The following is a 13,597-nucleotide window of genomic DNA, read 5'->3' as shown; positions in this document are numbered from 1 at the left end:
CGCATTCACTGTCAGGATTCAGCCATGTCGACATCGCCCTTCCCCTCGGAGCTCGAACTCGTGCAGCCGACACCGCCCGACCTCAGCGCCGACGACGCGGCCGCCGTCGCGGAAGAACTCTTCGGCGTCGAGGCATCCGCTCGCTCGCTCGGCAGCCATCAGGATCGCAACTTCCTGCTCGAGGGCGAGGGCCGGCCGCTCCTGCTGAAGATCGCGAACCCGGGCACCACCGCCGCCGAGCTCGAGGCGCAGTCGCTCGCCGCCGACCGGGTCGCCGAGCTCGCGCCGCACGTTCGAGTTCCGCGCAGCCGCCGCGACCCCGAGGGAGCAGGAGTAGGGGCGGGGCCAGAGCCGGCAACGAGCGTGCGCAGCTTCGAATTCGACGGGCAGCGCCTGAACGCACGTCTCCTCGACTTCCTCGAGGGCGCGCCGCTCTCGGGCGGCGGCTACCTCTCACCCACGGCCGTGCGCGCAATCGGCCGGCTCGCTGCCGAGGTCGACGCCGCACTCGACGGCCTCGAGGCATCTGACGTCGAGCGACCGCACCAGTGGGACCTGCGCCGCGCCCCCGCCGTGCTCGACGCGCTGCTGCCCTATGTGGGCGACCCCGCCCTTCGCCGCAGGCTTCGCAGCGCAGCGGATGCCGCGTGGTCGGTCGTCGAACGCAACGGCGGCGCGTTGCCTGTACAGGTGATCCACGGCGACCTGACCGACGACAACGTCGTCTGGAGCGACCCGGTGACGCGCATTCCCGATGGCGTGATCGACTTCGGCGACCTCAATCGCAGCTGGGCCGTCGGCGAGGTCGCGATCACCCTGTCGTCACTGCTGCATCACGACGGCGTCGACCTGCCGGCGAGCCTTCGGTGCCTCGCCGCCTACCACGAGGTGCGCCCGATGCAGAGGGTGGAGGCCGAGTCGCTCTGGCCGCTCGTGGTGCTGCGCGGCGCGATCCTCGTGGCCAGCGGGCACCACGTCATCGCGACCGATCCCGACAACGAGTACGCGATCGAGAACCTGCAGCACGAGCTCGCCATCTTCGACGCCGCCACCTCGGTGCCGTTGCCGGTGGCCACGGCTCTCGTGCTCACGACCATCGGCGAGCAACCCGACGAGTTGCGCCTGCCCGCGTACCTGCCCCTGATTCCTCGGCTCACGACCGGCGAGGTCACCGCCCTCGACTACTCCGCGACGAGCCCGGGGCTGCACGAGGGGCGATGGCTCGATCCCGAGATCGAGGGGGCGCTCGCCGCCGAGGCACTCGCCGCCGGCGCAGGCGCCGCCACGACCCGATTCGGCGAACGACGTCTCACCCGCTCGAGCCCGCTCTCGGCGTCGGAGCCCGAGAACGTGAGTCTCGGCATCGACGTGACGCTCGCGGCATCCGCCGAACTCGTCGCACCCTGGGCGGGCGTGGTCGAGGTGACCATCGACGGCCTCGTGCTGCGCGGCGACGGCCTCGTGCTGAGCCTCGACGGCACCGACGCCCTCGTCGAGTCGCAGTCAGCGGTCGTGCCCGGCCAGGTGATCGGCCGTGTCGACTCGAGCCTGAGCGTGCGCGTGCAACGCGACGGCACGGATGTCCCGGCGCTCACGACCCCGTCGCTCGCTCGCTCGTGGCGCGCCGTGGTTGCCGACCCGACACCGCTGCTCACGGGCGCGAAGCCCGACGACACCGCATCGGTGCCGAGCGGGGCGCCGAGCACCGAGGCCGCTGCGCTCATCGCGCGTCGCCGCCACGCGTTCGCCGACGCACAGGAGTACTACTACGACGAGCCGCCGATCATGATGCGCGGCTGGCGCGAGTACCTGATCGACGCCGATGGCCGGGTCTTCCTCGACGCCGTGAACAACGTCACCTCGATCGGGCACGCGCACCCGCGCCTCGTCGACGCGGTGACCGAGCAGTGGAAGCTGCTCAACACGAACTCCCGTTTCAACTCACCCGCCCTCGTGGAATTCTCCGAGCGTCTCGGCGAGCTGCTTCCCGACGGGCTCGACGCGGTCTTCCTCGTGAACAGCGGCTCCGAGGCGGTCGACCTCGCCCTGCGCATCGCCCGCGCGGCCACCGATCGCCGTGACATCCTGACCGTGCGGGAGGCGTACCACGGCTGGACGGATCTCGCCGATGCGGTGTCGACCTCGATCGCCGACAACCCGGGCGCCCTCGAGACCCGCCCCGACTGGGTGCACTCCGTCGACGCGCCGAACTCCTACCGCGGGCGCTATCGCGGCGCGGCATCCACCCGGTACGCCGACGACGCCGTCGCCGAGGTCGATCGGCTCGCTGCCGTCGGCACCCCGGTCGGCGCGTTCATCGCCGAGACGTACTACGGCAACGCGGGCGGCATCGCGCTGCCCGACGGCTACCTGCAAGCGGTCTACACCGCGGTGCGGGCGCACGGCGGGCTCGCCGTCGCCGACGAGGTGCAGGTCGGCTACGGGCGACTCGGCGAGTGGCTCTGGGGCTTCGAGCAGCAGGACGTGGTGCCCGACATCGTTGCCGTCGCGAAGGCGGTCGGCAACGGGCATCCGCTCGGCGCCGTCATCACGACGCGCGAGATCGCGGAGCGATTCCGCTCTCAGGGGTACTTCTTCTCCTCCGCCGGCGGCAGCCCGGTGTCGTCGGTCGTCGGTCTCACGGTGCTCGATGTCATTCGCGACGAGCGGCTGCAGCAGAATGCCCGCGACGTCGGCGCGTACTTCAGCGAGCGGATGTCGGAGCTCGGCACGCGGCATCCGCTCATCGGTGCCGTGCACGGCTCGGGGCTCTACCTCGGCCTCGAGCTCGTGCGCGACCGCGAGTCCCTCGAGCCCGCGACCGAGGAGACGACGGCCATCTGCGAGCGCCTGCGCGAACTCGGCGTGATCGTGCAGCCGACGAGCGATCGGCAGTGCGTCCTGAAGATCAAGCCGCCGATGTGCCTGACCCGCGAAAGCGCGGACGCCTTCGTCGACGCGCTCGACCGGGTGCTCACGACGGGCTGGTGAGTCGGCGAGATCAGCCTGCAGGCTGATCTCGATTGCATCCGGAGGCTGACGAACGGCGGTCACGCCGTCGGTAGCGTCGAGCGGATGAAACCTCTGGCGCCCTGGTTCACCGCCCCCGTACTCGTCGTCGGTGGGCTCGCCGCACTCGTGCTGTTCCTCCCGTTTCCCGGCAGCCTGAGCGTCGTCCTCTTCGAGGCGATCGCGCCGATGACCTCACCCCTGCCGGGCATCGACCTGCCGGCGCCGGCCGGGCTCCTGGCGCTCGCTGCGCTGCTCGCGATCGCGATCCTGCGCGCATGGCGCACGGATGTCGCCCGCTTCGCCGCGGGCAGCGCCGCGGCGGTCGGGGCACCGCTCGCCTATCTCGCGAGCGAGGGCCTGAAGCTGGTGGTCGCACAGGATCGCCCGTGCCGTGGCGTCGTCGCGGTGGCGGAGTGCCCGCCCGCGGGCGACTGGTCGTTCCCCTCGAACCACTCGACCGTCGCGTTCGCGCTCTTCGCCGCGATCGTCGTCGCTACCGGCCGCGGCTGGGTGGTCTGGGTGGCCGCAGTGCTCGCGGTCGTCGTCGCGTGCGCACGGGTGGCCGAGGGGGTGCACTACCCGCACGACGTCGCCGCCGGAGCCCTGCTCGGCATGGTGGTGGCGTTCGCCGCGAACGCGGCGTTGCGGCGCCCTGCGCTGCGGGCGTCGACGTGGGCGCAGCGAGGCCGTGGACTGCGAGCTCAGCGCTCCCCGGAGCGTGATGCCGCCGGCCGTTGAGGTCTCGCCTCGCGGCGTGGCGTGGCGTGGCGTGGCGTACGTGCGAGCGATCGACGCTCAGGAGATGACGAACCGCGAGATCAGGCCGCCCGACAGCTGGAAGGCGAAGTCCGCCGGGCCGTTGTAGCCGTTGCCCGAGACGGTGACGGCGACGATGTACTCGTCGGGGGCGTCGCCCGCCCTGACGCTCTGCACCTCGAACCGCTCCTGCCGGCCGATGTTGTCGGTCTCGTTCCAACTCGCGACGCCGTCACGTCCGTGGAACTCGCGGGACATGTCCTTCAGATACGCGTCCGGCGCGAACGCCGCCACGAACCCCGTCGAGTCTGCGCGATTCGTCGTATCGACGAACGCCTGGATCGCCGCCGGCAGTCGCTGCTCGGTCATGATCACTCCTCCCCGTCGACGCGCTTCGCATCGACGAGGGAACCGTATCGCGTCGGCCTGCTCGCGGCCACCGTCTCAGCGCCCACGCGTCGGCGACCGTCGTCGGAGGTCGCGGGTACCGTGACCGTATGGAGCCGCACCGCCTCGACCGCACCCAAGCGCGCCGCATCGCGGTGCGGGCGCAACTGCTCGATGCCGCACGGCCGCGCGACCTGCTCGAGATGGTGCGCGGACTCACGCTGTTGCAGATCGACCCCACCGCGGCGATCGCACCGAACGCCGACCTCGTGGCGTGGAGCCGACTCGGCTCGGCGTACCGGCCGGCCGATCTCGTGCACGCCCTCGAGCAGGACCGCAGCCTCTTCGAGGTCGACGCACTCATCCGCCCGATCGAGGACCTCCCGCTCCTGCGGGCCGACATGGAGACCTGGCCGACGTGGTCGAGGTCGCGCGAGTGGCTCGAGCAGAACGGCGGCTTCCGCCGCGACATCCTGAGCCGGCTCGGCGACTCGCCGGTGCCGTTGCTCTCGCGCGACGTTCCCGATACGAGCGTCGTGCGGTGGGTGTCGACCGGCTGGACCCACGATCGCAACGTCGGCCGGATGCTCGAACTCCTCATGATGCGCGGCGAGGTCGCGATCGCCGCCCGGCGCGGACGCGAGCGGCTGTGGACCCTCGCCGAGCGCGTCTACCCTGCCGAGCTGCTCGGCGCGCCGGTCATCCCCGCCGATGAAGCGCTCCGGCTTCGCAACGACCGCCGCCTCACCGCACTCGGTATCGCCCGGGAGAAGAGCACGACCATGCCGCTCGAGCCCGTCGACGTCGGGCAGGCGGGCGAGCCCGCGGTCGTCGACGGCGTGCCGGGAGTCTGGCGAGTCGACCCCGCCGCGCTCGGGCAGCCGTTCACCGGTCGCACCGCGCTGCTCTCCCCGTTCGACCGGCTCACCTACGACCGGGTTCGCGCCCGACAGCTCTTCGACTTCGAGTACGTGCTCGAGATGTACAAGCCGGCCGCCAAGCGTCGTTGGGGCTACTTCGCGCTGCCGATCCTGCACGGTGATCGACTCGTGGGCAAGCTCGACGCCAAGGTGGACCGCAAGGCCGGCGTGCTCGCCGTGAACGCGATCCACGAAGATGTCCCGTTGACCCGCGACATCCGCGACGCCGTCGATGCAGAGCTGCGCGAGCTCGCGAAATGGCTGGGGGTCGAACCGACAGCTCGGCCGTGAGCGGCGCCTCCCAGCGCACAGCCCGATGGATGGCGAACCTCGACACCTTCGGCCACGGCGTCGTCAAGCCCTGTCGGCGGGCAGCGGATCCATCGATACTCGACGGATGACGGCTGGACATGTTCGTCCGCCGTGTCGCCCTGATCGGGAGGACGAACATGTCGGGAAACGTCCGTCGAATGGCGTGTTCGCCGCAGTCCGTCTTCGAGGTGCTCTCCAACGGCTGGCTGTACCCGGCCTGGGTCGTGGGTGCGTCGAGGATGCGCGACGTCGATCGCGCGTGGCCGGCCGAGGGCAGCGCGCTGCAGCATTCCGTCGGCGTGTGGCCGATGCTGATCGATGACGAGACGGTGAGCGTCGAGTGGGCGCCGCCACGCCGCGCGGTCATGCGCGCGCGGGGTTGGCCGATCGGCGAGGCCCTCGTGACGATCGAGGTGCGGGCGCGCGGCGACGGATGTCTCGTGCGCATGCAGGAGGCACCGGTTGCCGGGCCCGCGGCCGTGATACCGAAGTTCCTGACGGATCCGCTGCTGTCGATGCGGAATCGGGAGACCCTGCACCGCCTGGCCTTCTTGGCCGAGGGGCGCGAGCAGAACCGCGACGGCTGACGGAAGCCGAGATCAGAGGAACAACTTGAAGCCCACGTGCGAAGCCGTGAACCCGAGCCGCTCGTAGAAGCGGTGGGCATCGTCACGCCGGGCGTCCGAGGTGAGTTGCACGAGTGCCGCCCCGCGCGCTCGCGCTTCGTCGATCGCCCACTGCATCATCGCTGCGCCGAGGCCACCGCCCCGTGTCGACTCGGCGACCCGCACCGCCTCGATCTGCAGGCGTGCAGCGCCCAGCCGTGCCAGCCCCGGAATCAGCGTGAGTTGCATCGTGCCGACGACGTCGCCCGTCGCGGACTCGGCGACCACGAGGGTGTGCGCAGGGTCACGGTCGATCGCTGCGAAGGCGGCTTCGTAGTGCGGAAGATCGTCGGCACTCGCGCTGTCGTCGTTCATGCGGAGGGCGTCGGCTGCGATGAGCGCGATGAGCGCGGGCAGGTCATCGCGCCGCGCTCGGCGCAGCGTGAAGGTGCCGCCCGGGGTGGCGAGCGTGACAAGGGTCATGCCTCCAACCTCTCACGCCGGCGCTCGTGCCCTGCGTTCGTCAGGCACCGTCGCCCCTACAGTGAACACATGATCCGACACACCGTCGCCTTCCGACTTCGTCATGCCGCCGCGTCCGCAGAGGAGCTCGCGTTCCTCAATGCCGCCGAAGAGCTCGCCGGCATCCCGGGCGTCGAACGATTCGAGCAGCTCCGGCAGGTGAGCCCGAAGAACGCCTTCGCGTTCGGCTTCTCGATGGAGTTCGCCGACCAGGCGGCCTATGACGCGTACAACACGCACCCCGCTCACGTCGCGTTCGTGCGCGATCGCTGGGCGCACGAGGTCGATGAGTTCCTCGAGATCGACTACACGCCGCTCGTCGGCTGAGCCGGCACGCGCGCAGGCGCCGCGGCCGTGCCGAGCCGTGCAGCGAGGCGCGCGCGCCGGAACTGACCTGCGGCAGCGAGCACGGCGATGACGGCGGCGAACACCGCGCACATGATGAGGCCGAGCGGTCCGGCGACCCATACCGGCGGCACTGGCGAACCGGCCGCGACGAGCACGCCGCCGAGCCCGGCGGAGGCGTTGAACGCGCCGTGCCCGAAGACCGCCGGCCACACCGAACCGGTGCGCAGGCGGGTCCACCCGAGGAGCACGCCGAGCAGCGTGCACGCGAAGATCATCAGCAGCACGCCGGTCACATCGGTGAGGCCGAAGTTGTAGCCGAGCAGAATCAGCGGCGAGTGCCAGAACCCCCAGAACGCGCCGGAGATGAGCATGGCCGGCCAGTCGCCGAGGGGCCGCAGCGCGGGCAGCAGCCAGCCGCGCCAGCCGACCTCTTCACCGAAGGCGAACGGCGCGTTGATGATCGCGCCGATGGGGATCATCACGAGCTGCAGCACCACGAGCAGGCCGATGGGCGGCAGACCGACCGGGGGCGTGACGTCGCCGACGGTCAGGTCAGCCTGGAGCTGCGCGGCGAAGCCCGAGAATCCGACGAGGTCGAATTCGGCCAGTCCGAGCACGCCGACGATGAGCAGCCCGAAGGCGACGAGCAGCGGCAGTACGAAGATCGCCGCGACGGTCAGACCCACTGTGCGCCCGGCGGGCCTGAGCGGCCACATGCCGAGCTCGCGCAGGATGCCACGGGCACCGCGCTCACCGCGAGCAGCGTTCTGCCGGCGTTCGACGACGAGCGCGGCGATGGTCGCGATCGCGGGCGTCAGCATCATGAGCACCGCGAACACCGGAAGCAGCGGATCCGTCATGCCCAGGCCCCGCACCCAGAGCGGCGTGGCGACGAGCCACGCGAGTCCGCCCGAGACCACCGCGAAGACGGCGATCGCCGCCCACGGCACGGGGCGACGTTCGGCGAATGCATTGCGCGCCGTCCCGGTCTCTTGAGCCGGCTCGTCGCTCACTCGTTGCTCATCGCTCACCGGATCCACGCTAGCCACCCGCTCGGCGTCGGGAATCAGTCGTGCGGCGGAGATTCCGAAGGAGCGCTTGCCTTCGAGCGCGCTCGAATCCCTACCGTCGAGACCATGACGACAGACAGCACCAGCACCAGCACCAGCACCAGCACCAGCACCGGCAGGACCTGGGTCATCACCGGTGCGAGTTCGGGCCTCGGCCTCGCTCTCGCCGAGGCCGCGCTCTCGGCGGGAGAACGCGTGGTCGGCACGGCTCGGCGGGCCGGGCGGTTCGACGCACTCACGGCGAAGTACGGCGACCGGTTGCTCGCGATCGAGCACGATGTGCGCGACACGGCCGGAGCGGCCGCAGTCGTACACCGTGCAGTACGCGCGTTCGGCAGTCTGGACGTGCTCGTCAACAATGCCGGCGCCGGGCAGGTCGGCACCGCCGAAGAGGTCACGGATGCCGCGCTGCGCGACATGCTCGACCAGCACCTGTTCGGACCCGCGGCCTACGTCCGCGCCGCGCTGCCGTACCTGCGCGAACAGGGATCCGGTGCGATCGTGCAGATGAGCAGCCAGGGCGGACGCATGTCGTTCCCGGCAGTCGGCAGCTACTCGGCAGGGAAGTTCGCGCTCGAAGGCTGGTCGGAAGCGCTCGCCGGTGAGGTCGCGCCGTTCGGCATCCGCGTGCTGATCGTGGAGCCCAGCCGGTTCCGCACCGCGTTCAACGCCGCTGACGTGCTCATCGCCGCGGAGCGGAACGCGAGCTACGACGGGGCGGTCGACGCCGTTCGCGCGAACATGGCCGAAGCCGACGGCGTACAGGAGGGAGACCCCGAGCGAGCCGCTGCGATCATTCGCGCGACCCTCGACCACCCCGATGCGCCGCTCCGGCTCCCGCTCGGCGCCGAGGCGGTGCGCAATCTCACTCGCGTGTACCAGCACGCACTCGACGACGTCGCGGCATGGGCGCACGTCAGCGAGTCGGCGGACTTTCCCGGCATGGCTCCCGCCGTGCGCGCGTTCTGAGCGACGTAGCATGGCGTCCATGGCCACCGATGCGCTGATCGAGCGCCTTCTCGCAACCGGCGACGAGCCCACGGCCGCGGCGATCGACGCGTTGCTCGAGCTGCTCGATGACACCACGATCGACGCCTCGGCCACGCTCAGGAGCGTCTCCGAGGCGGCACGGCTCGTCGGCCTGACGACGCACACCCTGCGCTACTACGAGCAGGAGCACCTCGTGCGGCCCGCGCGAAACTCCGCCGGCCATCGCCTGTACTCCGCATTCGATCTGCGGCGCCTCGTCTTCCTCACCCGCATGCGGTTGTCGGGCATGACCATGCACGACCTGAAGCGGTACATCGCGCTCGTCGAGCAGGGCGAGGGCACCGTGGCCGAACGCCGAGCCATCATGCTCGAACAGCGAGACCGCATCGCCCGCCGGATTCGGGAGCTCCGGCTCGCGCTCGAGACGACCGAGTACAAGCTCCGCGTCTACGGCGGGCACCCCGACGGCTGACGCCGACAGTGCTACTCCTGTGCGAGCCGACGCAGCAGCGCCGCGAGCGTCGCCTGCTCCTCGCGGCTGAGGCCACGCAGTTCCTCGGCCTCGCGCTCGGCGAGCAGCCGCATGGCCTGGTCGACGCGGGTCGTGCCGTCGGGCGTGAGGCGCACGAGCACACTGCGCCCGTCACGCGGGTTCGGGCGTCGTTCGACGAGCCCGCGACGGGTCAGGTTGTCGAGCCGGTTCGTCATCGCGGCACTGCCGATCATGGTGGCCTCGATCAGCTGCGCCGGACTGAACTCGTGCGGCGGCTCGGCACGACGCAGCGCAGCGAGCACGTCGAATTCCCATGCTGCGAGGCCCGCGCCGCTGAACGCACTCGCCCGCAGGCGGCCGAGCCGGTTCGCCACACGACGCAGCCGTGACATCACGTCGAGCGGCGTCAGGTCGACGCCCGGCAGCCGACGCGACCATGCATCGATGAGCAGGTCGACCTCGTCGTCGCGATCGTCGCGATCGTCGCGCTCACTCACGATCCGGGCCATACCGTCACGGTATCCCGACCGGCTCCCGCACGCATACTCGGAACCGGAGGGCCGATACCGCCGCGATCGGCGATGACCGCCGAAAACTGCGTCAGACTGGAAGCACGCCGCCACGTGGATCCGCCCGTGCCGGCATGCTGGGAGGAACAGTGACCCTCGACCGAACGACGACCATCGACGGTCTGCTGCCGGCCGGGCTCCGGCAGGACTTCCCGTACCTCGCACAGGAACTCAACGGGCATCCGCTCGCCTACCTCGACTCCGGCGCGACCGCCCAGCGGCCGCGCGCCGTGCTCGACGCCGAACGCGACTACCTCGAACGCTCGAACGCCGCGGTGCACCGCGGTGCGAGCACGCTCGTCGGCACCTCGACGACCGCCTTCGAAGATGCCCGCGCGACCGTCGCCGGGTTCGTCGGTGCCGACCCGCGCGAGATCGTGTGGGCCGAGAACGCGACCGATGCGATCAACATCGTCGCGCTCGGCATGGCGGATGCCGCAGCCGGCCTCGGCGGCCCCGATGCCGATCTGTTCGCGCTGGGCCCGGGCGACGAGATCGTCGTCACCGAGGCGGAGCACCACGCCAATCTCATTCCCTGGCAGCGGCTCGCCGCGAAGACCGGAGCCACGCTGCGCTGGATCCCCGTGCACGACGACGGCACGTGGGGCATCGACGACGCGGCATCCGTCATCGGCGCCCGAACGCGTCTCGTCGCGTTCGCGCACGCCTCCAACGTGACCGGCCACGTCGCGCCCGTCGCCGAGATCGTCGAACTCGCGCACCGGCACGGCGCGCTCGTGCTGCTCGACGCCTGCCAGTCGGTGCCGCACCGGCCCACCGATCTCGGCGCCCTCGGCGTCGACTTCGCCGCGTTCTCGGCGCACAAGATGCTCGGGCCGACCGGCATCGGCGTGCTCTACGGGCGTGCGGCGCTGCTCGACGCCCTGCCGCCCGCCCGCACCGGCGGATCGACGATCACGACGGTGACCATGGAGTCGGCGTCGTTCCTGCCGGCGCCGCAACGGTTCGAGGCCGGCACCCAGCCGGTGTCGCAGGCCGTCGGCCTCGCCGAGGCAGTGCGCTACCTCGACGCGCTCGACATGCAGCGCGTGCACGAGCACGAGAACGCCCTGGCCGAGCTGCTCGTCGACGAGGTCGCGGGCATTCCCGGCGTCCGCCTGCTCGGCCCGGCTGCTGGCATCGATCGAGCGGCCCTCGCGAGCGTCGACGTCGCCGGCGTGCACGCGCACGACGTCGGCCAGTTCCTGGATTCGCAGGGCATCGCCGTGCGGGTCGGCCACCATTGCGCGCAGCCGCTGCACCGACGACTCGGCCTTCGCGCCACTACGCGTGCGAGCGCCTACGTGTACACGACGGCCGACGAGATCCGACGCTTCGCGGCGGCCCTCGCCGAAGTGCGCGGCTTCTTCGGGGTCGGCGCATGAGCGACCTCTCGGGGCTGTACCAAGAGCTCATCCTCGACCACTCGCGCCGCCGCATCGGCGACGGCGAGCTCGCCGACCCGCACGCGACGCACCACGAACTCAACCCCACGTGCGGCGATGAGATCACGATGGGCATCAGGCTCGACGCATCCGGAACCGTGGTCGAACAGATCGGCTGGGTCGGCGACGGCTGCAGCATCTCGATGGCCTCGGCGTCAGCCCTGACCGAGCTCGCGACCGGCGCCGATGTCGAACGCGTGCGACAGCTGATCGACGGGTTCCGCTCGATGATGCGCTCGCAGGGCGCCGGCGAAGTCGACGAGGAACTCCTCGGCGACGCCATCGCCTTCCACGGCGTCTCGAAGTACGTGATGCGCGTGAAGTGCGCGATGCTCTCGTGGGTCGCGCTCGAGGCGTGCGTCTCCGCGGCAAGCGCCGCTCCTCGACGCTCCTGAGGGGAACGGTGGTCGTCGACGGCCACGGGCATACGAACACGCTCCGCTCAGCGGGTCATTTCGCGAGCGCCTGTGGTCCTGGTGGGAAATAGCACCGGTGAGCCGCGCATTCTGTGCAGTGTTGCAGAACATGCCCCTGCAGGGATACCTCGGGATGCACCGCCTCACGCGCAATCAGTATGATTACTTCTGATCGATTCGGGCAATATTCGATCAACTCTTGACAGGAATCAATCAACTCCTCCAAGGTGTGGGTACTGACCATTCCTCGACCCTTGGAGAGTGCAATGACGCGATTCTTCACCACCCCTCACCCTGCCGAGACCTCGATCCCGATCGACCGGGGGTCAGCGGCATTCGGCTTCAGTCGACGAAATCTCCTCGGCGGGATCCTCGCCGGCGTCGCCGTCACCGCTGTGGTCCCGTCGGTCGGCAACGCGGCGCCGGCTCCCGCCCGGAAGGATGGCGCGCACTCGATGGCGAACGAGCCGTTCCGGGCCGTCGACGTCGTCAAGATCGGGCTCATCGGTCTCGGCAATCGAGGCATGGGCATGCTCAACGGCTGGGTAGACGTGCCCGGCACCGCCGTCACTGCGGTCTGCGATATCAGAGCCGACCGCGCGAAGACTGCGGCCGACCGGGTCGCCGGCAAAGGAAAGCCGAGGCCACGCGAGTACGGCGGCAGCGACGAGTCCTTCCAGAAGATGCTCGACACCGAAGAGCTCGATCTGGTGTACGTCGCGACGCCATGGGAGTTCCACCACGCGCACGGCAAGGCCGCCCTGCTCGCGGGAGCCCACGCGGCGATCGAGCTGCCGATCGCAACGGAGCTCGACGAGCTCTGGGACCTCGTCGACACTTCGGAACGCACACGCAAGCACCTGTTCCTCGCCGAGAACTGCTCGTACGGCCGCAACGAACTCGCCATGCTCAAGATGGCGCACGAGGGAGTCTTCGGCGACGTGACGAGCGGTCACGGCGGCTACCTGCACGACTTGCGCGCCCTGCTGTTCAACGACGGCTACTACACCGACGACTGGCGCCGGCTCTGGCACACGCGGAGCACCGCGAGCTTCTATCCCATGCACGGGCTCGCTCCTATCGCCGCCGCCATGGACATCAACCGGGGCGACCGCCTCGAGACGTTGACCGCGACGGCGACGGCGCCTCGCGGCCTCGCCGACTACCGCGAGCGCTTCGTGCCGCGCGACCACCGGTCGTGGAAGGAGGAGTACATCAACGGCGACCTCGTGACCTGCATGATCACGACGGCGAACGGCCGCACGATCCGCGCAGAGCACAACGTGAGCCAGGCGCGCCCCTACAGCCGCATCAACACGCTCGAGGGCAGCCGGGGCATCTTCGAGGACTACGTCGGCGCCGACTCGACGGGCGCTCGCATCTACGCCGAGCCCTACCACGGCGGCGACACCTGGCGCGGGGCGAGCGCGATGCGCACCGAGTTCGACCACTGGCTCTGGAAGGACCTCGAGGGTCCCGCCGCCGGCGGCGGCCACGGCGGCATGGACTACATCCTGCAGTGGCGCATCGTGCAGCAGATGCGCTCAGGGCTCGTGCCCGACATCGACGTCTACGACTCCGCCGCGTGGTGCGCACCGGTGCCGCTCAGCGTGCACTCGCTCGAGAAGGGCGGCAAACCCGTCGAAGTACCGGACTTCACCCGCGGCGAGTGGAAGAAGCTCCGCCTCGGGCTCGACTCGGTGCGATCCGTCATGCCCGCCGTCGTCTGATCGACCAGCTGAGAAAGGGAAA

At 70.3% G+C, this 13,597-nt stretch carries 14 protein-coding genes; 10 read left to right on the top strand and 4 right to left on the bottom strand.

The window, feature by feature from the left end; all coding sequences use genetic code 11:
- Nucleotides 1-24: 24 nt before the first annotated feature.
- Entirely contained in the window at nt 25-2,991 is a 2,967-nt protein-coding gene (locus tag AC6CH0_RS08350) for an aminotransferase (RefSeq protein ID WP_498099625.1), read from the top strand.
- 84 nt (nt 2,992-3,075) lie between these two features.
- Nucleotides 3,076-3,750, top strand: a complete 675-nt coding sequence (locus AC6CH0_RS08345) for a phosphatase PAP2 family protein (protein WP_498099623.1) — start codon at nt 3,076-3,078, stop codon at nt 3,748-3,750.
- A gap of 57 nt (nt 3,751-3,807) precedes the next feature.
- Here the strand turns inward: AC6CH0_RS08345 and AC6CH0_RS08340 are convergent, their stop codons facing one another.
- Nucleotides 3,808-4,137 carry a nuclear transport factor 2 family protein gene (locus AC6CH0_RS08340; protein ID WP_498099621.1) on the bottom strand — a complete coding sequence of 110 codons (330 nt, stop codon included), beginning with the start codon at nt 4,135-4,137 and terminating at the stop codon, nt 3,808-3,810.
- A 128-nt stretch (nt 4,138-4,265) separates the two neighbouring features.
- On the opposite strand from AC6CH0_RS08340, the gene AC6CH0_RS08335 reads away from it, so the two are divergent.
- Nucleotides 4,266-5,366 (top strand): DNA glycosylase AlkZ-like family protein, encoded by a 1,101-nt coding sequence (locus AC6CH0_RS08335; RefSeq protein WP_498099619.1) that lies wholly within the window; start codon nt 4,266-4,268, stop codon nt 5,364-5,366.
- Between the two features lie 158 nt (nt 5,367-5,524).
- Entirely contained in the window at nt 5,525-5,974 is a 450-nt protein-coding gene (locus AC6CH0_RS08330; RefSeq protein ID WP_498099617.1) for an SRPBCC family protein, read from the top strand.
- A gap of 12 nt (nt 5,975-5,986) precedes the next feature.
- Here AC6CH0_RS08330 and AC6CH0_RS08325 read toward each other — a convergent pair whose 3' ends face one another.
- Complete coding sequence (locus AC6CH0_RS08325; RefSeq protein ID WP_498099615.1) at nt 5,987-6,475, bottom strand: GNAT family N-acetyltransferase; 489 nt, start codon at nt 6,473-6,475, stop codon at nt 5,987-5,989.
- A 69-nt stretch (nt 6,476-6,544) separates the two neighbouring features.
- Here AC6CH0_RS08325 and AC6CH0_RS08320 point away from each other — a divergent pair, with 69 nt between their 5' ends.
- Entirely contained in the window at nt 6,545-6,841 is a 297-nt protein-coding gene (locus AC6CH0_RS08320; protein ID WP_498099613.1) for a Dabb family protein, read from the top strand.
- Here AC6CH0_RS08320 and AC6CH0_RS08315 read toward each other — a convergent pair.
- Complete coding sequence (locus AC6CH0_RS08315; protein ID WP_498099611.1) at nt 6,820-7,893, bottom strand: CPBP family intramembrane glutamic endopeptidase; 1,074 nt, start codon at nt 7,891-7,893, stop codon at nt 6,820-6,822. The genes AC6CH0_RS08320 and AC6CH0_RS08315 overlap by 22 nt on opposite strands.
- A 105-nt stretch (nt 7,894-7,998) precedes the next feature.
- Between AC6CH0_RS08315 and AC6CH0_RS08310 the strand changes: the two genes are divergently transcribed.
- Entirely contained in the window at nt 7,999-8,901 is a 903-nt protein-coding gene (locus tag AC6CH0_RS08310) for an SDR family NAD(P)-dependent oxidoreductase (protein WP_498099609.1), read from the top strand.
- A 19-nt stretch (nt 8,902-8,920) separates the two neighbouring features.
- Nucleotides 8,921-9,394, top strand: a complete 474-nt coding sequence (locus AC6CH0_RS08305; RefSeq protein ID WP_498099607.1) for a MerR family transcriptional regulator — start codon at nt 8,921-8,923, stop codon at nt 9,392-9,394.
- An 11-nt stretch (nt 9,395-9,405) separates the two neighbouring features.
- Here the strand turns inward: AC6CH0_RS08305 and AC6CH0_RS08300 are convergent, their stop codons facing one another.
- Nucleotides 9,406-9,924 (bottom strand): MarR family winged helix-turn-helix transcriptional regulator, encoded by a 519-nt coding sequence (locus tag AC6CH0_RS08300; RefSeq protein WP_498099605.1) that lies wholly within the window; start codon nt 9,922-9,924, stop codon nt 9,406-9,408.
- 134 nt (nt 9,925-10,058) lie between these two features.
- Between AC6CH0_RS08300 and AC6CH0_RS08295 the strand changes: the two genes are divergently transcribed.
- The 3 genes from AC6CH0_RS08295 to AC6CH0_RS08285 all read left to right on the top strand — a co-directional run bounded on the left by AC6CH0_RS08295 (nt 10,059) and on the right by AC6CH0_RS08285 (nt 13,575).
- Complete coding sequence (locus AC6CH0_RS08295; RefSeq protein WP_498099603.1) at nt 10,059-11,369, top strand: SufS family cysteine desulfurase; 1,311 nt, start codon at nt 10,059-10,061, stop codon at nt 11,367-11,369.
- On the top strand, nt 11,366-11,824 hold the full coding sequence (sufU, locus tag AC6CH0_RS08290; RefSeq protein ID WP_498099601.1) for a Fe-S cluster assembly sulfur transfer protein SufU: 459 nt from the start codon (nt 11,366-11,368) through the stop codon (nt 11,822-11,824). Before AC6CH0_RS08295 ends, sufU begins: the two co-directional genes overlap by 4 nt.
- 287 nt (nt 11,825-12,111) lie before the next feature.
- Nucleotides 12,112-13,575: a Gfo/Idh/MocA family protein gene (locus tag AC6CH0_RS08285; RefSeq protein ID WP_498099599.1), complete on the top strand. Its 1,464-nt coding sequence runs from the start codon at nt 12,112-12,114 to the stop codon at nt 13,573-13,575.
- Nucleotides 13,576-13,597: the final 22 nt, after the last annotated feature.

It is taken from the genome of Agromyces sp. GQ35, from assembly GCF_059758475.1.
Note: the sequence above shows the minus strand (reverse complement) of the source record. Positions and strands in the feature narration are given on the sequence as shown.

Coding starts and splice junctions, on each gene's coding strand:
- AC6CH0_RS08350 (WP_498099625.1), top strand. CDS start 25: ATGTCGACATCGCCCTTCCCCTCGGAGCTCGAACTCGTGCAGCCGACA.
- AC6CH0_RS08345 (WP_498099623.1), top strand. CDS start 3,076: ATGAAACCTCTGGCGCCCTGGTTCACCGCCCCCGTACTCGTCGTCGGT.
- AC6CH0_RS08340 (WP_498099621.1), bottom strand. CDS start 4,137: ATGACCGAGCAGCGACTGCCGGCGGCGATCCAGGCGTTCGTCGATACG.
- AC6CH0_RS08335 (WP_498099619.1), top strand. CDS start 4,266: ATGGAGCCGCACCGCCTCGACCGCACCCAAGCGCGCCGCATCGCGGTG.
- AC6CH0_RS08330 (WP_498099617.1), top strand. CDS start 5,525: ATGTCGGGAAACGTCCGTCGAATGGCGTGTTCGCCGCAGTCCGTCTTC.
- AC6CH0_RS08325 (WP_498099615.1), bottom strand. CDS start 6,475: ATGACCCTTGTCACGCTCGCCACCCCGGGCGGCACCTTCACGCTGCGC.
- AC6CH0_RS08320 (WP_498099613.1), top strand. CDS start 6,545: ATGATCCGACACACCGTCGCCTTCCGACTTCGTCATGCCGCCGCGTCC.
- AC6CH0_RS08310 (WP_498099609.1), top strand. CDS start 7,999: ATGACGACAGACAGCACCAGCACCAGCACCAGCACCAGCACCAGCACC.
- AC6CH0_RS08305 (WP_498099607.1), top strand. CDS start 8,921: ATGGCCACCGATGCGCTGATCGAGCGCCTTCTCGCAACCGGCGACGAG.
- AC6CH0_RS08300 (WP_498099605.1), bottom strand. CDS start 9,924: ATGGCCCGGATCGTGAGTGAGCGCGACGATCGCGACGATCGCGACGAC.
- AC6CH0_RS08295 (WP_498099603.1), top strand. CDS start 10,059: ATGCTGGGAGGAACAGTGACCCTCGACCGAACGACGACCATCGACGGT.
- sufU (WP_498099601.1), top strand. CDS start 11,366: ATGAGCGACCTCTCGGGGCTGTACCAAGAGCTCATCCTCGACCACTCG.
- AC6CH0_RS08285 (WP_498099599.1), top strand. CDS start 12,112: ATGACGCGATTCTTCACCACCCCTCACCCTGCCGAGACCTCGATCCCG.